This window comes from Mesorhizobium sp. M1396 (assembly GCF_040317725.1).
In the GTDB taxonomy this organism is placed as follows: domain Bacteria; phylum Pseudomonadota; class Alphaproteobacteria; order Rhizobiales; family Rhizobiaceae; genus Mesorhizobium.
Genome location: NZ_JAMYLA010000064.1, coordinates 12,394 through 33,486 on the forward strand (window position 1 = coordinate 12,394; position 21,093 = coordinate 33,486).

Annotated in this window: 19 protein-coding genes and 2 pseudogenes; 9 read left to right on the forward strand and 12 right to left on the reverse strand. The window is 63.7% G+C overall.

Translation table 11 applies throughout. The features are described from left to right. Position 1: 1 nt before the first annotated feature. The 12 genes and pseudogenes from NKH02_RS29650 to NKH02_RS29705 all read right to left on the reverse strand — a co-directional run bounded on the left by NKH02_RS29650 (position 2) and on the right by NKH02_RS29705 (position 11,500). Positions 2–1,894, reverse strand: a complete 1,893-nt coding sequence (locus NKH02_RS29650; RefSeq protein WP_352883208.1) for an ABC transporter ATP-binding protein — start codon at positions 1,892–1,894, stop codon at positions 2–4. Continuing rightward, positions 1,894–3,756, reverse strand: a complete 1,863-nt coding sequence (locus NKH02_RS29655) for an ABC transporter ATP-binding protein (protein ID WP_352883209.1) — start codon at positions 3,754–3,756, stop codon at positions 1,894–1,896. The genes NKH02_RS29650 and NKH02_RS29655 overlap by 1 nt, the downstream gene beginning before the upstream one ends. A gap of 267 nt (positions 3,757–4,023) precedes the next feature. Further along, positions 4,024–4,446, reverse strand: coding sequence for a hypothetical protein (locus NKH02_RS29660; protein WP_352831721.1), 423 nt, complete (start codon positions 4,444–4,446; stop codon positions 4,024–4,026). Positions 4,447–4,599: 153 nt separating this feature from the next. Beyond that, complete coding sequence (locus NKH02_RS29665) at positions 4,600–5,073, reverse strand: hypothetical protein (RefSeq protein WP_352883210.1); 474 nt, start codon at positions 5,071–5,073, stop codon at positions 4,600–4,602. 306 nt (positions 5,074–5,379) lie between these two features. Continuing rightward, positions 5,380–6,093 carry an SCO family protein gene (locus NKH02_RS29670; protein ID WP_502913873.1) on the reverse strand — a complete coding sequence of 238 codons (714 nt, stop codon included), beginning with the start codon at positions 6,091–6,093 and terminating at the stop codon, positions 5,380–5,382. Then, on the reverse strand, positions 6,093–6,428 hold the full coding sequence (locus tag NKH02_RS29675) for a hypothetical protein (RefSeq protein WP_352870419.1): 336 nt from the start codon (positions 6,426–6,428) through the stop codon (positions 6,093–6,095). Before NKH02_RS29675 ends, NKH02_RS29670 begins: the two co-directional genes overlap by 1 nt. A gap of 13 nt (positions 6,429–6,441) precedes the next feature. Beyond that, entirely contained in the window at positions 6,442–6,744 is a 303-nt protein-coding gene (locus NKH02_RS29680) for a TlpA disulfide reductase family protein (RefSeq protein ID WP_352883228.1), read from the reverse strand. A gap of 16 nt (positions 6,745–6,760) precedes the next feature. Beyond that, positions 6,761–6,970: pseudogene (locus NKH02_RS29685) on the reverse strand (TlpA family protein disulfide reductase); the annotation flags it as partial. A gap of 95 nt (positions 6,971–7,065) precedes the next feature. After that, a pseudogene (locus NKH02_RS29690) lies at positions 7,066–7,506 on the reverse strand (DUF411 domain-containing protein). A 41-nt stretch (positions 7,507–7,547) separates the two neighbouring features. Beyond that, positions 7,548–8,990, reverse strand: coding sequence for a multicopper oxidase family protein (locus NKH02_RS29695; RefSeq protein ID WP_352883211.1), 1,443 nt, complete (start codon positions 8,988–8,990; stop codon positions 7,548–7,550). A 126-nt stretch (positions 8,991–9,116) separates the two neighbouring features. After that, entirely contained in the window at positions 9,117–9,488 is a 372-nt protein-coding gene (locus NKH02_RS29700; protein WP_352883212.1) for a hypothetical protein, read from the reverse strand. Positions 9,489–9,649: 161 nt separating this feature from the next. Beyond that, positions 9,650–11,500 (reverse strand): dipeptide ABC transporter ATP-binding protein, encoded by a 1,851-nt coding sequence (locus tag NKH02_RS29705; RefSeq protein ID WP_352883213.1) that lies wholly within the window; start codon positions 11,498–11,500, stop codon positions 9,650–9,652. A gap of 148 nt (positions 11,501–11,648) precedes the next feature. Here NKH02_RS29705 and NKH02_RS29710 point away from each other — a divergent pair, with 148 nt between their 5' ends. The 9 genes from NKH02_RS29710 to frp all read left to right on the forward strand — a co-directional run bounded on the left by NKH02_RS29710 (position 11,649) and on the right by frp (position 20,991). Continuing rightward, the gene (locus NKH02_RS29710) at positions 11,649–13,007 is read left to right on the forward strand and encodes an LLM class flavin-dependent oxidoreductase (RefSeq protein ID WP_352883214.1); all 1,359 of its coding nucleotides are present in this window, start codon (positions 11,649–11,651) and stop codon (positions 13,005–13,007) included. 14 nt (positions 13,008–13,021) lie between these two features. Further along, on the forward strand, positions 13,022–13,798 hold the full coding sequence (locus NKH02_RS29715; RefSeq protein WP_352883216.1) for a DUF427 domain-containing protein: 777 nt from the start codon (positions 13,022–13,024) through the stop codon (positions 13,796–13,798). Between the two features lie 34 nt (positions 13,799–13,832). Beyond that, the gene (locus NKH02_RS29720) at positions 13,833–15,470 is read left to right on the forward strand and encodes an ABC transporter substrate-binding protein (protein ID WP_352883217.1); all 1,638 of its coding nucleotides are present in this window, start codon (positions 13,833–13,835) and stop codon (positions 15,468–15,470) included. Positions 15,471–15,477: 7 nt separating this feature from the next. Next, positions 15,478–16,437, forward strand: coding sequence for an ABC transporter permease (locus tag NKH02_RS29725; protein ID WP_352883218.1), 960 nt, complete (start codon positions 15,478–15,480; stop codon positions 16,435–16,437). Beyond that, complete coding sequence (locus NKH02_RS29730) at positions 16,434–17,321, forward strand: ABC transporter permease (protein WP_352883219.1); 888 nt, start codon at positions 16,434–16,436, stop codon at positions 17,319–17,321. The genes NKH02_RS29725 and NKH02_RS29730 overlap by 4 nt, the downstream gene beginning before the upstream one ends. Before the next feature lie 69 nt (positions 17,322–17,390). Continuing rightward, positions 17,391–18,413: an LLM class flavin-dependent oxidoreductase gene (locus NKH02_RS29735; RefSeq protein ID WP_352883226.1), complete on the forward strand. Its 1,023-nt coding sequence runs from the start codon at positions 17,391–17,393 to the stop codon at positions 18,411–18,413. A 38-nt stretch (positions 18,414–18,451) separates the two neighbouring features. Beyond that, positions 18,452–19,096: a ThuA domain-containing protein gene (locus tag NKH02_RS29740; protein WP_352883221.1), complete on the forward strand. Its 645-nt coding sequence runs from the start codon at positions 18,452–18,454 to the stop codon at positions 19,094–19,096. A gap of 11 nt (positions 19,097–19,107) precedes the next feature. Then, positions 19,108–20,601 carry an aldehyde dehydrogenase family protein gene (locus NKH02_RS29745; protein WP_502913874.1) on the forward strand — a complete coding sequence of 498 codons (1,494 nt, stop codon included), beginning with the start codon at positions 19,108–19,110 and terminating at the stop codon, positions 20,599–20,601. A gap of 54 nt (positions 20,602–20,655) precedes the next feature. Further along, positions 20,656–20,991, forward strand: coding sequence for a fluorescence recovery protein (gene frp / locus NKH02_RS29750; RefSeq protein WP_352870430.1), 336 nt, complete (start codon positions 20,656–20,658; stop codon positions 20,989–20,991). The last annotated feature ends 102 nt before the right edge of the window (positions 20,992–21,093 follow it).

Sequence of the window (21,093 nt, forward strand, 5' to 3'; positions counted from 1 at the left end):
CTCACGTCGCCTTGCCGACCGCTGCGTCCAGTTCCAGCTCGCTCTCCGAAATGTCGTCGAACGAAGCATAGTTCATGTTGTAGAGGCGGGCGTAGAGGCCCTTTCCTGCCATCAACTGCTCGTGGTTGCCGCTTTCGACGATCTCGCCGTTCTGCAGCACGATGATGCGGTCGGCGCCGCGGATGGTGGCCAGACGGTGGGCTATGACCAGCCCGGTACGGCCTTCCAGCAGCGTTATCAGCGCCTTCTGGATCAGCATCTCGGTGTAGGAATCGATGCTGGCCGTGGCTTCGTCGAGCACCAGGATCTTGGCGTCCGCCACCAGCGCGCGCGCAAAACTGATCAGCTGGCGCTGGCCGAGCGAGAGATTGCCGCCGCGCTGCTCGAGTTCGGTGTCGTAGCCATCGGGCAGGTTCTCGATGAAATCGTGCGCGCCGACGGCCTGTGCTGCGCGCACCACCTCCTCGCGGCTGGCGCCGGTCTTGTGATAGCGGATGTTTTCCAGCACCGAGCCGGAGAACAGGAACGGCTCCTGCAGCACCATCGCCACCTGATCGCCGAGCGAATCCTGGGTCAGGTCACGCACGTCGTGGCCGCCGACGAGAACCTCACCCGACCAGACATCGTAGAAACGGTGCACCAGCGCCATCGAGCTCGACTTGCCCGACCCGGTCGGACCGACAAGGGCCACGGTCTCGCCCGGATTGACGCGGAAGGAGATGTTCTTCAGCACCGGCTGGTTCGGCCGGTAGCCGAAGGTGACGTTCCTGAACTCGACCGAGCCGTCCATGTCGCGCGACAACGCCACCGCGCCTTGCCTGTCGCTGACGTCGACCGGCACGTCGAGCACTTCGGAGATGCGCTGGCCCGATGCCATGGCGCGCTGCATGACGCTGTACTGCATGGTGAGCGAGCGGATCGGGTCGAAGAAGCGCTGGATGTAGAACAGGAACGCCACCATGACGCCGATATCGAGGCTGTGCGAGAGCACCATCGAGCCGCCGACGACGATGACGGTCGCCATGGCGACGCCGGTCAGCGTGTCGACGATCGGCACCATCACCTGCGCGTATTTCGCCGACGTCAGATGGGCATTGAGATTGGCCAGCACCTTCTCGTCATAAAGGTCGAAATTGACGTGCTGGCGCTCCAGGCTCTGCACGGTGCGCACGCCGTGGATGCCTTCGGCCAGCGCGCCGTTGGCGATCGAGTTGGTCTCGTGCGCGGCCATGAAGGCGACCTTGGCGCGCGGCAGCCAGAACAGGCGCACGATGAACAGCGCCGGCATGGTCGACAGCGTCAGCAGACCGAGCCGGAAATCTAACCAGAGCAGGACGCTGACGATGCCGAACAACAGCACGATGTCGCCCACCGACATCACCGATGTCTCGAGGAACTCCTGCATCGAATTGACGTCGCCCTGCAGCCGCGACATCAGCCGGCCGACCTCGGTCTTGTCCATGAAGCTTAGCGAGACCCGCTGCAAGTGGCTGAACATGGCGCGGCGCAGGTCGGACAGCACGTTCTCGGCGACCTTGCCGACCACGCTTTCCTGAACATAGCTGGCGGCGTAGTTGATGAGGATGATCGCTGAGAAAGCGCAGATCGCAGCGATCATCACCGACTGGTCGAGCCGGCCTGCCGTCATGCCGTGGTCGATGGCGTAGCGGATGACCAGCGGGATCGCCAGTTGCGTCAGGGTGAACACCAGCACAGCGGCGACCGAGATGAAAATCCGGCTCTGATACGGCTTCACGAAGCTCCAGATACGCCTGACAATGCGCGGGTCGTAGGCCTTGCCGAAAACCTCTTCCTCGTCGCGATGCGAGCCGACGACGGCCTTGGTCGGGCGGCCGCTGGTGTCTTCCTTGTCGTCGTCGCTCTGTGTCGACATTACGCGGCTCCCATAGCCGCAGGCCGGTCATCGTCGGGCCGAAGCTGCAGGTCGTAGAGCGCGCGATAGCGTCCGCCGACCGCCAGCAGTTCCTCATGCGTGCCGCGCTCGACGATGCGGCCGCCCTCGACGAACAGGATCTGGTCGGCATGCATCAGCGAACTCAGCCGATGTGAGATGATCAGCGTGACGCGATCCCTGGCGAAGCGCTTCATCGCCGCCCGGATCCGCTGCTCGGTGCCGGCGTCGATTGCCGCGGTCGAATCGTCGAAGACCAGCACCGATGGCCGCAACATCAGGCTGCGCGCGATTGTCAGGCGCTGCCGCTGGCCGCCGGAAAGCGACGCACCGCGTTCGCCGACGACCGTGGTGTAGCCCGCCGGAAGTCCGATGATGTAGTTGTGCAGCTGGGCGTACTCGGCGGCCTGCCCGATACGGGTCTCGCGCGCCCAGGGATTGCCATAGGCGATGTTGTTCTCGATCGAGGTGGTGAACAGGAACGCGTCCTGTTGCACGACGCCGACGGCCTTGCGCAGCGATTGCAGCGTCACCTCACGGATGTCCTGGCCATCGATGGTGATCGCACCTGAGGTGACGTCGTAGAAACGCGGGATCAGGTGCGCGATGGTCGACTTGCCGCTGCCGGGCGGGCCGACAATGCCGATGGTTTCGCCGGACTTGGCCTCGAAGGAAATGCCCGACAGCGTCGGCCGTCCGCCCGCGCCCTCATAGCGGAAGCCGACATTGTCGAAGCGCAGCACGCCGTCGGTGACGACGAGATCCTTGGCGCCGGGCGCGTCCTCGATGTCGAGTTCGGCGTCGAGCAGTTCGAACAGGCGGGTGCCGCAGGTCGAGGCGCGCGCGAACGAGTTGACCATCAGGCCGAGCTGGCGCACCGGCATCTGCAGGATGGTCATGAAGGTGAGGAATTGGGCCAGAGTGCCGACGCTGATCTGGCCCGCGATCACCTTCTGGCCGCCGAACCAGAGCACCAGGCCCATGGCTGCCAGGAAGGAGAAGTTCATGGCGCTGGTGTTGGAGACGCGGATGTCGACGCGCTGATTGGCAAGCTCCAATGCCGACAGCTTGGCGCGGTCGAATTTTTCGAGCTCGTGCCGCTGCGCCGCGAAAGCGCGCACGACACGGATGCCCCCGAGATTCTCGTCCATCACCCGGCTCAGCACCGAGAGGCGCTCCTGCAACGTTAGCCAGGTGCTGCGCAATGCGAGCTGGGTGACTGAGGATCGCCAGGCAACGAACGGCACGAAGCTCAAGCTGAGCAGCCCGAGCACGAGATCGGTGCTGATCAGCAGATAGGCGCCGACGCCGATCAACACGCCGAGCAGCACGACGCGCAGGATGCCGGTGGAAAAGAACATGCGCACGCCGTCGAGATCGAGCAGGCCGAGCGTGATCAGATCTCCGGTGTGGACCCTGTCGTGGAAGGAGAAGCTCAATCGCTGGATCTTCTCATAGAATGCCAGGCGCAGCTCATAGCCGGTGCGGTGACCGACGGCCTCGCCATAGTAGTTCTGCGCCATGGTGAAGAGACCGCGCAGGATGCTGACGACGAGCAGCGTCAGCGCCGTGTTCCACAGCGCCTGCTCTGCCGCGGCACCGGCACCCGTGGTCATGACGCCCTGCGCCTGGTCAATGGCGCGTCCCAGCAGGCGCGGAATGAACAGCTGCAGCGTCGCGGCAATGAAGGTCGAGACGATGGTGATGGCGACCTGCCAGGGATGGCGCAGCGTCATGCGCACGATGCGGAGCAAGGTGCTGAGGCCCTTGCCCCACGAGGCTTCCGCCACATGGGCAAACGATTTGCCGCGCTCCGGCGCGCCGCCGATTGCTTGCGTGTTCAAAAGAAAATATCCAGACCAATCCGGACGTTAGCCCGGACTAATAAAGCAGACTCAATTCAGATGGCGCGATGGTACGCGGGTCCGGCTTCACCGTTCAAGAGCCAATGCCGTCAGCGCACTGTGCCTGAAGCAACATGCTGCGAGTGTGATCCGGCGCATTGCCGGGACCGGCTCGTAGCGGCCATTGGCCGACGAGGCCGGCAGCCGCAGTTAGGCAGGAGACGGCCGGACGAGATGCAACCACCCGTCCGGCCGGAGTTCCAGTTGCTAGGCAGGTATCAGGACGGCGATACGATGCACACCGACCTCCTTGCTTGTATTCGTCGCCTCGTCGGTCTTGCCCTTGGAGCAGGTGTACATGTCACCTGTCTTGAGCTTGAATTCCTTGTCTGCCTTCTTGATAGTGAACGCGCCGGAAGTGATCGTGCAGACCATGTCGTTGTCCATCACGGTTTGAGGGGCGTGTGCTCCGGGCTGAAAGACTATGTCGACAATCGCGATGCTCTTGTAGGCGGGAATGTCGGAGTTGCCGGTGCCGACCTCAACCAGTCTGACACCGGGCGCAATCTCCTTGCCTTCCTTCGGGCCGTATTTCTTGACCTTCGCGGACGCCGTCAGGGCAAAAAAAGGCGTCGCCGCGGCGGCCGTCATACCGAGAGCAATTGCAGACCTGCGATTCATGGTTTTCATCGCGTCCTCCCATTGGTTGGTCACGCACGAAGGTGCATGGCGATGATATATTAGCACAAACGCATTTACTTGTATGCGAAGAAGCGCCGAAGTCCATCTCGGCGGTAGAACTCCGGGCTTCCGGTTACCGCAAGTCAGTACGCCGCGACAATTTCACATGCCGCCGCCGCAGCCGTCGGACAGGTCCCAGACATCGACGATCTGCTTGCCGATGAAGCCGTGCTCGCGGATCAGGTATTTTGCCAGACCGCCATACACTTTCCAGCGCCAGCATTGGCAGCAGCACGGACCCTTCTCCTCGGAATTTGCCATCGCATAGTCGTAGGTCTGCTGTTCGGTGCTGGTGAGTTTCACATCGTAGTAAGGCATCATCTTCTGCGCGACGCCTGCCGGGATATCGTACGGATCACTCGGGATCATCGCTATGTCCCGGTATCTGGCCAAGCCGCTCACCTGCTCGACATAGCGCTTCATTTCCATCGGGCTGCAGCACGAGCCCTTGATCCGCGAGGTGCTCGGCATGGTGGCGATCGATTCCGTGAATTTGGCCGAGCACGTGCTGTTGCCGTTTTCGCTGAGGTCTTTGAAGCGGCTCGCCAGGCCTGGATCCTCCGCGGCGATTGCCAAATCCGTATCCCTGAGGAAGCCCATAATCGCGGCGGTCCCAAAAATGCCGCGCAGAACCGTTCGTCGACTGGGGTGCGATATCTGGCTCATTTGGCGGCCCTGGCCTGCTCGACCAGGCTCTTCATCGTCGCAAGATCGGTCGCGCCCGGGAAAATCCGGCCGCTGACGACGAAGCCTGCCATGATCGGCGCCACTTGGCGGCTGCGTTGCAATGGCCAGCATGAGGGAACGGGCCATTTTGCCGGAAACTCCGCCGGATTGCCCTGAATTATAGATCATAGGGTTCTCCTTCCTTCGGATGATGCTTCAGAAAAGGTTCTTTAATTTCGCCAGCCAGCCCTCTTGCTGTTCGTGATGCGGCCGCTCGATGCTATTGGTCAGCGCATTGACCAAGGTGACGAGATTGATCGGTGCGAAATCCAGGCCATGGAAATTCGCGCGCCAATGGCCCTCCTTGTCGATCACATGCGTGACGATGCCGTGCGCCTGAATGCCGTCGTCCGTTTTGGTAAATTTGTGGCCAAAAGCTTCCGCCAGCGTGCGGGTAGCGTCCTCCGGCTGGTCCTGGGTTGTGGTCAGGAACGCCCAATTGACGGGATCGAGCCCATGCGTTGGCCCGTATTTTCGCATCACGTCCGGCGTGTCTCTCGTCGGATCTGTGGTGATGCTGACAAAGGTGACCTGGTCCTTCATCGGCGTGCCGTTCACCATTTTCTGGATCTCGGCGATCTTCTCGGCATGCAAGGGACAAACGTCCGTGCACGATGTGTAGATGAAATGGAGGATGACAACCTTGCCACGCAGATCAGCCAGTCGCACGACGCGCCCGTCGGCGGTGCGCAGCGTGAAATCGGGCGCTGGCTTGTCGATCGGCTGGAAATACTTTTCGTCGCCCTGAAGCATGGCGTCGAGTTCTTCGAGCGAGTGCGCTTGCGCGCCGTGCACGAAGCCCACAATCAGCGCAGCTACGGAAATCAGGCACCGCAGGAAATGCATCCATTCTTGGATACGGACTGGCATCAACTGTTACCTTTCAGATCGGCGGGCACTGTTGTCGGACCAACGGTGACCTCTTCAGCTTTGGGGGGACCGTCTTCGGCCGGATAGGCGCGACCTGTCATCTTGTGCATGCAGAGGCCAAGCGCGCACATTGCGACGCAGGGCAAAGCGCTGAGAAGCAGCGGCGCGACGCCCGCCGCGGCCAGCCAGCTCCAGTTGGATGCAAGGCCTGCGACGATCACGGCCGCCGCCAATGCGGGGAAGCCACGCCGGCCGCCGAGATAGTAGCGAATGGAGGCGAGAACATTGCGACCGAACGAGGCCTCCTTGGCTCGGATCAGTTCTGTAGTGGTCACAATGAATTCCTTCTCAGTTGGCAGCAAAATGGCTGCGGATGAAGTCGACCATGTCGGGAGCATCCCATTCAGCCGGACCAATCAGGCGGGCGATTTCCTTGCCTCGGCGGTCGATCAGCAATGTCATGGGAAGGCCGAGGGCGCCGAGCGTGAACATCGCCTTGGCCGACGTGTCGATGTTGAGGGCGAGATGCTCGATACCGATCTCGGCGAAGAACTTTTTCACCTTGTCCGGACCGCCGCGATCCATCGACAGCGCGACGACCTCGAAGTCCGGCCCGCCGAGTTTGGCCTGCAGCCTGTCGAGCGTCGGCATTTTCCTTGCGGCAGGGAGCGCACCACGTCGCCCAGATGTTGAGCAGCACGACCTTACCGGAAAAATCGGCGAGCGTTTTGGGTTGCCCATCGCCGTCCTGGAACTGAATCTCCGGAAGCGGCTGCGGGCTCGCCTGAACAGCAAAATTCTGCGGCGGCTCGCCGGCCGTCGCAGGTCCAGGTACCGCGAGCAGTGCGCCGAACAGAGCGAGAGCGACCATCTTCATAGCTGCCGTTCCCTCAATTCGAGCCGCAGGAACGTCATGGCGAGCCAGGTTCGGGCAGGGTAACCCGACATATCGGCAGACATCGCGATTACCTTTCAATCCGTCGCGTAGACGGTGGGCGCCTTGCCGTCCTTGGTGAAGGCGTAGACGATGAAAGGGCCGGCCTTCTCGCCACCCATGCCGGGGGCACCGGTCGGCATGCCGGCCAGCGTGATGCCGGTGATGGCGGGCCGCTCCGTCAACAGCTTCTTGACGATATCGACCGGCACCAGGCCGTCGACGACATAGCCGTCGACCATCAGCGTGTGGCAGCCTTCGAGGTCCGCCGGCACGCCGGCATCGCTGCTGATCTGGGACAGGTTGTTGACGGGCTTGATGTCGACCTTGAAGCCGTTGTGTTCCAGATAGTTGGCATAAGATTCGCAGCAGCTGCATTGCGGGTTCTTCTACATCACCGCGTTGATGGTCGCCGCGACAGCCGGCAGCGGCATGGCGATCGCGATTGCGAAGGCGGCGAGGGAATAAGTCAGTTTCATTGCAGTTCTCCTTGTTGTCTTGACGTTGTTTGACGAGAAAATCAGGTCACTCGAAACACCGTCATGAGGCCGGCCATCTGGTGGTCGGCGACATGGCAGTGCAGCATCCAGTCGCCGGGATTGTCGGCGACGAAGGCGCATTCGATCGTATCCTTGGGAGCCAGCAGCACCGTGTCCTGCCATCGCCGGTGCGGCACCGTCGAGCCGTTGCGCGCAAGCACCAGCATGCTGAAGCCATGGACATGCATCGGGTGCCACCAGGCGGTTTCGTTGCGCATGGTGAGACGACAGGTTGCGCCGCGGGGCAAGGTGAACTGCGGCGCCATGCCGGCGTGGCCGTCACCGGTCATCGACATGCCGTTGATCGCCCAGGCAGCGCCACCCTTCATGCCGGGTGTCGCCATGCCCATCATGCCGCCGACGCCGGCGAGCTTGCCGCCACCCATCATGCCGCCTTGCAGGACGATCTCCTGGCGCTCGGCGCTGGCGAGATCGGGTTGCTGCAGCGGGTTGCGCGGCAGGCCAGGCGGCGTGTCGAGAGGATGGGTCCGAAGCGGCGATGCGGTGTGATAGGCAAGCGTGTTCAGCGTGTAGGCGAGACCGTCGTAGAAATCGTCGATCACCGCGTAACGCTTGCCTGGGTCGCCCTGCATATCGATCACGACGTCGATGCGCATGGCAGGTGCCAGAACAAGGCGGCCGTCCTCCGGTTCATGCGGATCACAGGGCTGGCCGTCGATCGCCACGACGACCGGGCGGTGGCCTTCGAAGCGCAGCGCCATGATGCGGGCGAGCGAGGCATTGGCCAGCCGCAGCCTGACGCGTTCGCCCGCCCTTACGCTCTGGTCGGCCGGCGCCATGCCATTGATGGTGACGACGTTGCCAACGCGGCCGGACATCGCAGCGTCCATCGCGCTGCCGAAGCCGGGCGCCACCTGCCCGTCCTCGGCAAGTCGCCAGTCCTGCAGCAACCACAAGAGGTCGCGGTCGACAGCAACGGGTTCGATCTCCTCGACAATGAGGGCGCCAGCGAGCCCGCGGCCGAGCTGCACAAGGCTGTTGGCATGCGGATGGTACCAGAAGGTGCCGGCGTCGGGCGGCGTGAATTCATAGACGAAATCTGTCCCCGGCTTGATCGGCGGCTGCGTCAGGCCGGGCACTCCGTCCATGGCGTTTTGCAGGCGGATGCCATGCCAATGGACCGTGGTTTCCTCGTCCAATGCGTTCTCGACAGTGATGCGAGTGGGTCGGCCCTGGCGCAGGCGCAGTATGGGGCCGGGGATCGTCCCGTCATATGCCCAGACAGGAGTGAGCGGACCGCCAGGGCCGGTGAAGTTGGCATGGCCTGGCGCGATCCTGATGCGGCGCTCGTCGGCGGTGGATGCTCTTGGCGTTGCGGGACGCACCAGGGCGGCCGCAGCAAAGCCCGCCGCCGCGAGGGCGAACCCGCGGCGTGAAATGGAATGACTGGAATCGATACTCAATCTCAAGCCCTTTGCGATCTCGATCGACGGCGAGCCTTTCGACGTCGAATTGCTGGGCGCCTGCCGGCGCAAAGCGCCAGCGGCAATCAAACGCCGGAAATCAGCCGCGGGATGGCTGAAACGGCGTCAGACGAGATCGGTGGATTTGGGAGGGAATGGGTCGGGCAAGGAACTTCGCCCGTGAAGGAACGGCATCGGCAGCGCCGATGGTTGTTGCACCGATGGAACCACGGTGATGGCGAGGCTTTGAGGGAGCACGGCGAGCACCGGTGCGATGCAGGTCGGCGGACAATGCATCGGTTTGCCGGTGTCGCCCGCGCCCTTGACGCAGGCGTTGCAGTCGCCATTCATGGCGGTGTCGGCCATCTTGGCCATGCCGGTGTCGGCAGGCATGGTCATGCCGCTGCCAGTCGTCATCATCATCATCTTCGCCGACATGACGCTCGCCTGAGCGGCAGACAGGCTGAACCCGGCGGTCAGGAATACCGCGAGCAGCATGACAAGGATATGTTTTGGCGACCGGCGTGCCATCATGCATCTAGGCTGGCCTCAAAAGACGGTATTTGCAAGCTGGATTCCAATGCTGCGACAATCCCGGCATCGCACCGCGCCTGAAGAGGAACCGTGCTGTTGCAGGCCTTCGGACTGTCGATGATCCGCTACAAAGCCTGGCCGTGCCGCCAGCAGGCGATCCGATGGCCGGCAGCGACCTCCATGGCTGATGGTTCCGCCTTTCGGCAGTCGGGCAGGACCAGGGGGCAGCGGTCGGCGAAGGAGCATCCTGTGTTCGAGATGCCGGCGGCCTCGATCTCGATTTGAGCGGATAGTGGCGCGGCCTCGTCGGAGGACGCCGCCAGCAGGAGGGCCGTATAGGGGTGATTGGGGCCGTGAAAAATCTGGTCGGATGAGCCGGTTTCGACCAGGCGGCCGCGATAGAGCACGCCGATCCTGTCGGCCATGTAGCGCACGACCCTGAGGTCGTGGCTGATGAACAGGTAGGTGGTGTCCTTGTCGCGCTGCAGGTCGTTGAGCAGGTTGAGGACGGTCGCCTGAACGGAGACGTCGAGCGCCGAGGTCGGTTCGTCGAGCACGACGACCTTCGGCATGCCGGCAAAGGCCCGCGCGATGGCCGCCCTTTGCCGCTGGCCGCCGGACAGCGATCGCGATTTCTGCTCGGCGGTAGTGCTGGCAAGGCGAACCGATTGCAGCAAGTCGCGGACGCGGGCTTTTATCGCACGGCTGCGCAGACCAGCGAGCCGGCGCAGCGGGCGGCCGAGGATCCTGCCGATCCGCTGGCGCGGGTTGAGCGTGCGATCCGGCGACTGGAAGACCATCTGCACGTCGCGGCGTTCGGCAAGGTTCCTCTTCTCGACGCGCGGCGCGACCGTCCTGCCGAACAGTTCGACCGATCCGGCATCAGGCGTCTGCAGGCCGGTGACGATCCGTGCCAGGGTCGACTTGCCGGAACCGGACTCGCCGATCAGCCCGAAGGTCTCACCCTGGCCGATGTCGAGGTCGACGTGGTGCAGCACTGGCTGGCTGCCGAAGGCATGGCTGATGCCTTTGCAGGCGATCGCGATCCGGCGTTCCTTTGGCGGGCCGGCGTTTTCATTCTGGACCGCGGAATGCGATGGCAGGCCGTCCGTCTCCGCCAGTCTCCCGTTCCGCTTGGTGTAATTGAGCGCCGGGATCGAGGCGATGAGCGTCTTCGTATAGGCGTGAGAGGGGTTGTCGAAAACATCGGCGGCGGCGCCGCTTTCGACCACCTTTCCAGACTGCATCACCGCCACCCGGTCGCAGGAGCGGCGGATCATGTTGATGTCGTGGCTGATCAGCAGGATGCTGGTTTTGTGGTCCTTGCGCAGGTCGGAGAGGATGGCGATGATCTCGGACTGGACGCTGGCGTCGAGCGCCGTCGTGGGCTCGTCCAGCACCAGCAGCGACGGGTTGAGCGCAATCGCGATGGCGATGTTGGCACGCTGCTGCATGCCGCCGGAGAGTTCGTGTGGATAGAGCCCCAGTACCCGCTCCGGATGGCTCACCCGGACCCGCCCGAGCAGTTCGGAAGCCCGCTCGCGCGCCTCGTCGGGGCGAACCGGGCGATGCCGCATGATCGTCTCGGTGATCTGCCGGCCGATCGTCATGCTTGGATTGAGGGCCGCGCCCGGGTGCTGGTAGACGGCGGCGATATGATTTCCCCTGAGTTGGCGCAGCTGCTCGGCGGAGAGGTCGCGGATTTCCTGGCCCTGGAATTCAAGCGCCGACGCCGCGAGGCGGGCATTCCTCGGCAGATAACGCAGTATGGCGAGCGCCACCGAGCTTTTCCCCGATCCCGACTCGCCGACAAGGCCGAGCGCTTCGCCTTCGCCTATGTGGAGCGAGATGCCACTGACGGCAGGATGCGATCCGTTGCGCCCGTCATAGGCGATGGAAAGCTGGTCTACGTTCAGAACCGAGGGGAACATGGGGAGCTTGAAACCACTTTCTTCCAGCGCCGCGATCAAGGGCAATCGCTTCCGCTTTCGCAATGCATTATCTCTATAAAATTACTCGGATTAAGCCGGAGCGCAATCTACCTTTCTAGGATCAGGAGAGATTGTCGCCGCTTGCGCAAGCAGCACGACAAGTCTCCGGAAGCAGATCTGGAAGGAGACCGGCATGGCTCGAGACCACATGATCCTCAGCGCATTCTTCTTCAACCCGCAGGGCGATCATCGGATGTCGTGGCGCCATCCGCGGGCACCGGGCCGGGAGGTGCTGGACTTCGAGTTCTACCGTGATCTCGTGCAGGCGGCCGAGCGGGCCAGAATCGACACCATCTTCGTCGCCGACCACGTGTCGATCTGGGATTCGGTCAAGAGCGGTGTCGCGCACTACGCCAATGCCCGCCTCGAACCGCTGACGCTGCTGTCGGCGCTGGCCGGGGTGACAAAACACATCGGCCTGATCACCACTGCGTCGAGCTCCTACAGCGAGCCCTACAATGTGGCGCGAATGTTTGCTTCGCTCGACCATATCAGCAAGGGCAGGGCGTCGTGGAACGTCGTCACCTCGGCGATGGACGAGGAGGCGCGCAACTTCGGCCGCGACGGCAACATCGAGCATGCGTTCCGCTATGAGCGCGCGGCCGAATTCCTCGATATCGTCAAGGCGCTGTGGGACAGCTGGGAAGACGAGGCGCTGCTGATCGACAAGGCGACGGGCTATTTCGCCGACCCCGACAAGGTCCACCCCATCGATCACAAAGGCAAGCATTTCAAGGTGCGCGGGCCGCTCAACGTCTCGCGGCCGCCGCAGGGCCATCCGCTGATCGTCCAGGCCGGCTCGTCCGAGGACGGCAAGAATTTCGCCACCGGCCAGGCCGATGCGCACTTCGCCATCTACAGCACCAAGGAGGATGGCATCAAATATCGTCAGGATATCAACGAGCGTCTCGCCCGCCACGGCAGGCGGCCGGAGAGCTTCAAGATCCTGCCCGGCATCCTGCCGATCGTCGCCGCCTCCGAAGCGGAAGGCCGGGAAAAACAGGAGTATCTGCAGACCTTGCTGCCCGATCAGGTCGGCATCGACCTTCTGTCCAGTTGGAGCGGGCTGGACCTGTCGGTGTTCCCGCCGGACGGGCCGCTGCCGCCGCTGCCGGACGAGAGCACCTTCAATGGCGGGCGCACGTCGCTCAACCGGGTCAAGCAGTGGGCGAAGCAGAATCTCAGCCTGCGCGAGATTGCCCGCAAGCTCGCCAACAGCGGTTCGGTGCCGACCGTCGCCGGCACGCCAAGACAGATCGCCGACCAGCTCGAGGACTGGTTCGTCTCCGGTGCCGCCGACGGCTTCAACCTGATGTTCCCGCTGCTGCCGGAGGACTGGGTGAACTTCGCCGAAAAGGTGGTGCCGGAACTGCAGCGCCGTGGCGTCTTCCCGACCGAATACGCGCCCGGAACGCTGCGCGACCGCTTCGGCCTGGCGCGGCCCGCCAACCGTTTCGCCGAGCAGCGCGACAATGCGCGCGCCGTGTCCTGACCGGGAGAACGATCATGACCGTCGCGCCAAGATTGCAGCCGCGTGAAGCGACCGCTCCGCAGCTCGTCAATATCCTGCACAGCCCCAAGCGCGTGCGCGTCAAGTTCGATGGCCGCGTTATCGCCGACAGCCGCAACGTGCTGGTGCTGCGCTCCAACCATTTCCTGCCGATCTATTTCTTCCCGCCGTCAGCGGTAGACCCGTCGGTGCTGAAGCCTTCGCTGCATCGCGAACCGCATCCCGTCGGTGGCGAGACGGCCTATTGGGATATCGACAGCGGTGTCAGGCGCAGTGCCAACGCGGCGTGGGCGTTCATCTCGCCGCCGGATGAAAACCTGGCGTCGCTGGCCGGGCGCATCGCCTTCACCTGGAAGGCCGTCGACCAATGGTTCGAGGAGAATGAGGAGGTCTTCGTCCACGCCCGAGACCCCTATGCGCGCATCGATGTTCTGCAAAGCACGAGCCATGTGCAGGTTTGGTTCGACGGCGAGCCGATCGCCGACAGCCATCGCCCGGTGCTGCTGTTCGAGACCCATCTGCCGACGCGCTTCTATCTGCCGGCGGAAGACATCCGGCTGGAGCGGCTGACGGCGTCCGTCACAACGACGCGATGTCCCTACAAGGGCATTGCCTCCTACTGGTCGGGCCTTCTGAGCGACGGGACGGTGCGCCCGGACATCGCCTGGAGCTACCGGGATCCCATAGAGGAAATGCCCAAGATCAAAGGCCTCATCGCCTTCTATCCGCGGGCCGTCGACCGCATCCATCTCGACGGCGAACCCGTCGCATAGGTTTTCAATCTTCATTTCAGAGCAGGGGTTTAACATGACCAAACGCAGGGATATCGACGCACTTCGCAATCTTTCGGGGGACGTCTGGAATGTCGCCGTCGACGAATATCAGGGCGGCTTTCTCAAGCGCCGCGATCTTCTGAAATATGCCGCACTGCTCGGCCTGACCGGCTTTGCCGCCTCGCAGGGGCTTGGAGGCGCGCGCGCCGCGGCCGCCGCCGGCGGCACGGTGCGTGTCGGGCTCGGCCAGCCGACCAAGGCGATCGATCCGGTTTCGCTCACCGATCCGGCCAGCATCGGCGTGATCAGCCAGGTCGGCGAATATCTGATCCTCGACGACCCGAAGGACGGGCTTCAGCCGAAGCTCGCTCTGTCCTGGGAAGCCGACGAGACCGCCAGCCGCTGGACCTTCAAATTGCGGCCTGGGGTGAAATTCCATAATGGCCGCGCGGTCACGGGCCGGGATGTGGTGGCGAGCTTCGAGCGGCTGGTCGATCCGGCCAGCGGCTCGTCGGCGCTCTCGGCCTACAAGGGCATCCTGTCCAAAGGCGGCGCCAAGCTGGTCGACGACGAGACGGTCGCCTTCGATCTCGACGGTCCGAACAGCAACTTCCCGTTCTATGTCTCCTCCGACGTCTACAATGCCGTCATCCTGCCGGCCGACTATGCCGGCGATTTCGAGAAGAATTTCAACGGCACCGGCCCGTTCAAGCTCGAATCCTTCCGCCCCAAGCAAGGCGCCAGCTTCGTGCGCAATGAGGATTATTGGGGCGACAAGGCGCTGCCCGACCGGGTCGAAATCAAGTTCTTCGACGACGAGCAGGCTCAGGTGCTGGCGCTGCAGGCCGGCCAGCTCGATGTCATCCCGAGCACGACGCGCCTGGAGCTGGCGATCGAGGGCAATCCCAATTTCAAGCTGCTGAGCGTGCAGGCAAGCTCGCACGACCAGGTGCATCTCAGAACCGACCAGGCGCCGTTCACCGACAAGCGCATCCGCCGCGCGCTGGCCCTCACCATCGACCGCGAGGCGGTGGTCAAGGGCCTGCTGAAGGGCCGCGCCATCGTCGGCAACGACACCCCGTTCGCGCCGATCTTCCCCTCGGCCGATCCGTCGGTGCCGCAGCGCAAGCAAGACATTGCCGAGGCCAAGCGGCTGCTTGGCGAGGCGGGCGTGCCCAACGGCTTCGAGGTGACGCTGACCACCGAACGCGCCTATGACATTCCCGACTATGCGGTGATCATCCAGAACTTCGCCCGGAAGGCCGGCATCGACGTCAAGCTCAATGTCCTGCCGCAGGACGCCTATTACGGCTCGGCGACCTTCGGCAGCTCGCCCTGGCTGGATTCGGTTCTCGGCATCACCGACTACGGCCATCGCGGCACGCCCGACATCTTCCTCAACGCGACGCTGAAGAGTTCGGGCGCGTGGAACGCGGCGCATTTCAGCAACCCGGCCTATGATGCGCTGCTGCTCGACTACTCGAAGGCGCGTGATCTGCAGGCACAGCGCCTTGTTGCCGGCAAGATCCAGACCTTGCTGCTCGATGAGACGCCGGCGATCATCAGCTACTTCTCGCAATACAGCCGCATCGTCAGCTCGAAGGTCGAGGGCGTGCGCTTCACCGCGATCTCGCATCTGCTGCTCGATCGCGTTTCCTTCGTCCAGGCATGATCGCGACATGCTGACCGGCCGCATTCTGTCAGCGCGTGTGGGCACACTTGTCCTCACGCTGTGGCTGGTCAGCATCCTGGTGTTCTTCGCCGGGCAGGTTTTGCCCGGCGATGTCGGCCGCGTCATGCTCGGGCCGTTTGCCGACGCGCAGGCCGTGGCGGAACTGAACAAACGGCTCGGCGCCGACCAGCCGGTTCTCGTCCAGTACTGGCTCTGGTTCAGCAAGGCCGTCACAGGCGATTTCGGCACCTCGCTGTCGATGCGCGCGCCGGTGGCCCCCTTCGTGCTGGAAAGCCTCAAGCGCTCCGCGGCCCTTGCCGGCATTATCTTGATCTTTCTCATTCCGCTCGGGGTTGGCGGCGGTGTCATCGCCGGTCTCAACGCCGGCCGCATCATCGACCGGCTGATCGTGATGGCGGGCGTTTCCTTCGGCATCGTGCCGGATTTTGTGTCCGGCCTGATGCTGCTCATCGTTTTCGGCCTGTGGCTGAACTGGTTTCCGATCTCAGGCGTTGCGCCAGATGGCGCGGGCTTCTGGACGCATGGCTATTATCTGATCCTGCCGGCGCTGCCGCTGGTGCTCAATCTTGCCGGCTACATCGCCCGGATGACACGGGCAGGGGTGATCGAAGCGATGGCCGCCGACTACACACGCACTGCCGTCCTGAAAGGGCTCGAGCCGGGCGAGATCATCCTTCGGCACGTGCTGCGCAATGCGCTGACGCCGACCATCGCGGTGCTGGCGACGCAGACCGGATACATGCTTGGCGGGCTGGTGGTGATCGAGGCGCTGTTCGGCATCCAAGGGCTTGGCAATCTGGTTCTGAACGCGGCCAAGGCGCGCGATTTCCCGATGCTCGAGGCGGGCGTGCTGGTGATGGCGGCAATCTTCGTGCTGTCGGCGGCGGTGGGCGACCTGGTGCTGGCCTTGCTCGATCCGCGGCAACGCCGTCGGACCTCGTCATGACGGATCTGACGGAGTCTCCCGCACCACGGCGCGCCGTGGCCGGCTTTCCGGCAGTGCGCAGGATCCGCGGTGCTTTCCCTGGACTGCCCCCATCGGTCGTGATCGGAACGCTGCTGCTGCTGTTCTGGGTCGTATGCGCGGTATCAGGCAATCTCTTCGTTCCCTATGATCCCTATGCCGAGGATTTTCTGGCGACGCTGACGCCGCCCGATGCCTTGCATTGGTTCGGGACCGATCAGCTCGGCCGCGACGTGCTGTCCCGCATTATCGTCGGATCGCGCGATATCCTGCTGGTCGCGCCGCTGGCGACGCTGGCCGGCGTTGCCGCCGGCAGCATCATCGGCCTGGTGCTCGGCTATTTCGGTGGCCTCACCGATGCCATCGGCGCGCGGCTGCTCGACACCCTGATGGCGTTTCCGTTCATCGTTCTCGTCACCATGACGCTGGTGGCGATCGGGCCGTCGAACCTGACCGTCATCCTGGTGATCGGCATCGCCTATGCGCCGTTGGTGGCGCGCACCGTTCGCGCCGCCGTGCGCGAGCAGAAGGAGCGCGACTATGTCAGCGCCGCCCGGCTCGGCGGTGAAGGCCCGCTTGCCATCATGTTCCTGGAAATATTGCCCAACATTAGGGAGACGATCCTCATCGAGCTCGTCACCCGGCTGGGCTACGCGTTCTTTTCGATCGCGACGCTGAGTTTTCTGGGCCTCGGCATCCAGCCGCCGTCGGCTGATTGGGGACTGGCCGTCGCCGACGGCTACGGCTTCCTGACCGGCGGCAAATGGTGGGTCGTCGTGTTTAATTCCGCGGCGATCGTCTCGCTGGTGATGGCGACCAACCTCATCGCACAAGGCATCGGCGCTTTCGAAAATAGCGATGCATGAGCCTTAATCCGCGCGCCGGAAAACGTCTTTTGCATTGAAGCCTGGCGCGCATCCTTATATCGCATGGCTATGAAGAAAATCGGTTTCCTGTCGTTCGGGCACTGGACGCCCTCGTCGCAATCGCAAGTGCGCTCGGCATCGGACGCGCTTTTACAATCCATCGAGCTGGCCGTCGCCGCCGAGCAGCTTGGCGCGGACGGGGCGTATTTCCGCGTGCATCATTTCGCCCGCCAGCTCGCTTCGCCGTTCCCGCTGCTGGCGGCCGTCGGCGCCAAGACAAGCCGCATCGAGATCGGCACCGCCGTCATCGACATGCGCTACGAGAATCCGCTCTACATGGCGGAAGATGCGGGTGCTGCCGACATCATCGCCGGGGGGCGTCTCCAGCTTGGCATCAGCCGCGGCTCGCCGGAACAGGTGATCGACGGCTGGCGCTATTTCGGCTACGCGCCGCCGGAAGGCAAAAGCGACGCCGACATGGCGCGGCATCACGCCGAGGTCTTCCTCGACACACTGCGCGGCGAGGGGTTCGCACAGCCCAATCCACGACCGATGTTCCCCAACCCGCCTGGCCTACTGCGGCTCGAGCCGCACTCGGAGGGTTTGCGCGAGCGGATCTGGTGGGGCGCGGCCACCAACGCGACTTCGGAATGGGCGGCGAAGCTCGGCATGAACCTGCAAAGCTCGACGCTCAAATTCGACGAGAGCGGCAAGCCGTTCCACATCCAGCAGGCCGAGCAGATACGCATCTATCGCGAGGCCTGGAAAGCGGCCGGCCACAAGCGCGAGCCGCGCGTCTCGGTCAGCCGCAGCATCTTCGCGCTGGTCGACGATCGCGACCGCGCCTATTTCGGACGCGGCAACGAGAGCCGCGACCAGATCGGCTTCATCGAGGAGAACACCAGGGCGATCTTTGGCCGCAGCTACGCGGCCGAGCCGGACGTGCTGATCAAGGAGTTGGCTGAGGACGAGGCGATCGCCGAGGCCGACACGCTGCTGCTCACCGTTCCGAACCAGCTCGGCGTCGACTACAATGCGCATGTCATCGAAGCGATCCTGACCCATGTCGCGCCGGCGCTGGGCTGGCGCTGACGTTCGGATCAAGGCGGATAACTCCAGGGAGGTACACCATGGCGAAGAGAGCGCTGATCGCCTGGGGCGGCTGGGAGGGCCATACGCCGGAGCAGAGCGCGAAGATCGTTCGCAACCTGCTTGAACGCAATGGCTTTGACGTCACGCTCGGCCAGGGCACGGCGGTGTTCGCCGATCCGGAGTTGGCTTCCTTCGATCTCATCGTGCCTGTCATAACGATGTCGACGATCGAGAAGGCCGAGCTGCAGAACCTGACGTCGGCCGTTCGCCAGGGCAGTGGGCTGGGCGGCTTTCACGGCACGATGGGCGATAGTTTCCGCAACGAGCCCGACTATCAGTTCATGACCGGCGGCCAGTGGGTCGCGCATCCCGGCGATATCATCGACTATAGGGTTGCCGTCACCAGGCCGGATGACCCGATCACATCAGGCATCGGCGATTTCGCCTACCGGTCGGAGCAGTATTACATGCATGTCGACCCGAGCAACGAGGTGCTGGCCACGACCACCTTCACCGACGCGCATTTCCCGGGGATAGGCGGCGTCGTCATGCCGGTCGTCTGGAAGCGTCGCTATGGCGCCGGAAAGGTTTTTTACAGTGCACTGGGGCATAATGCCGACGAGTTCGCGGTGCCGGAGATGGCGCTGATCGTCGAGCGCGGCCTTGTCTGGGCCGCCCGTTAGAGGGCACGAGCATGACCGCACCGTTTAGGGATCTGCCGCTGCACACGCCCATCGACGGCCGGCACCGCAAGATGCTGATCGACGGCGCCTGGTGCGACGCGCTGAGCGGCCGGACCTTCGAGACGCGCAATCCCGCCACGGGCGCGGTGATTGGCACCGTGCCGCTCTCCGATTCCGGTGACATCGACCTCGCGGTGGCGGCGGCCCGGCGCGCCTTCGACGGGCCGTGGAGCCGGTTCAAGCCCTATGAGCGCCAAGTGCTGCTGCTGAAGATCGCCGACCTGATGGAGCGCCATTGGGAGGAAATCGCGCTTTCCGACACCACGGATATGGGCATGCCCATCATACGCACGCTCGCCAACAAGAACCGCGTGCTTGGCATGCTGCGCTTCTATGCCGGCATGGCGACATCTATTCATGGCCACACGATCGGCAATTCGCTGCCGGGCGACATCGTCTCCTACACGCGCAAGGAGCCGGTCGGCGTGGTCGGCGCGATCATTCCCTGGAACGCGCCGACCGCCGCGTCGATCTGGAAGATCGGTCCGGCGCTGGCGACCGGCTGCACCATCGTGCTGAAGCCTTCCGAGGAAGCGCCGCTGACACCGCTGCTGATCTGCGCGCTGATGATGGAGGCCGGGGTGCCGCCCGGCGTGGTCAACGTCGTCACCGGCAGGGGTGCCGAGGCCGGCGCGCCGCTTGCCGCCCATATGGACGTCGACAAGATCGTCTTCACCGGCTCGACAGCGACCGGCCAGAGCATCCTGCGCGCCTCGGCCGGCAACATGAAGCGGGTCTCGCTGGAGCTTGGCGGCAAGTCGCCGGTCATCGTCTGCGCCGACGCCGATCTCGAGCGCGCAGTGCCGATCGCGGCGATGTCGGTGTTCGCCAATTCCGGCCAGATCTGCATCGCCGGCTCCCGGCTGTTCGTCGAACGGCCGATCTACGAAGAGTTCGTCGAGCGGGTCTCGGCCTATGCGGCAAAGCTCAGGATCGGCGACGGCGCCGACCCCGAGACCGAGATCGGGCCGCTGATTTCGCCCAAGCAACTCGAACGCGTCACCGGATTCATCAAGGATGGCACCAGCCAAGGCGCGCGGCTGGTCACCGGCGGCAACCGCATCACCGAGGGTGCGCTTGGTTCAGGAAATTTCATCGCGCCGAGCGTGTTTTCCGGCGTCACCGACGATATGCGCATCGCCCGGGAAGAGATTTTTGGCCCGGTCATCTCGGCGCTGCCGTTCGACACGCTGGACGAGGTGGTGCGGCGCGGCAACGACACGCCCTACGGGCTGGGTGCCGGCGTGTTCACCCGCGACCTCGGCAAGGCGCACCAACTGGCCAACCGCCTGCGCGCCGGCTCGGTCTGGGTCAACACCTACCACGCCATCGATCCGGCGGTGCCCTTCGGCGGCTACAAGATGAGCGGCTACGGACGCGAGGGTGGGGCCGAGCACCTTGATGAATATCTCAACACCAAGGGCGTCTGGATCCGGACGGATTGAGAGGGGCCGTCTGGCGGCGTTTTGCAATGGGATGATCGAAAGACGGAGAAAATCATGAATTCCAGGGAAAGCTGGTCCACATCCGAAAAGAAGATCGCACGCCGCGCCTTCGACGCTGCACTTGAGGTGGCGCTTGCAACGACGATGGCCGAATTCAAGAGCAAGGCCAACGCCGCGACAGTCGCCGCCGACATGTGGGACGTCGAAGACTATTTGCGTGAACAGCGACGGGAGATCGACCGGACGTTCGACTACCGCTACTCCCAGCTTCTTTTCGTCTTCGCGGGTCTCATTCGGGCAGGCTATCTCGACGAGAACCTGCTCGCCGGCCTGTCGCAGGACAAGCGGGAGGTCATTCGCCGGGATATTGCTTTTGCCGAGAGCCGCTGAAGTCACGAGGGCGTTGCAAGGCAAACTGGCGCTCTACGGCGCCCCCCTCTGTCCTGCCGGACATCTCTCCACCCGTGGGGGAGATGTCCGGCAGGACAGAGG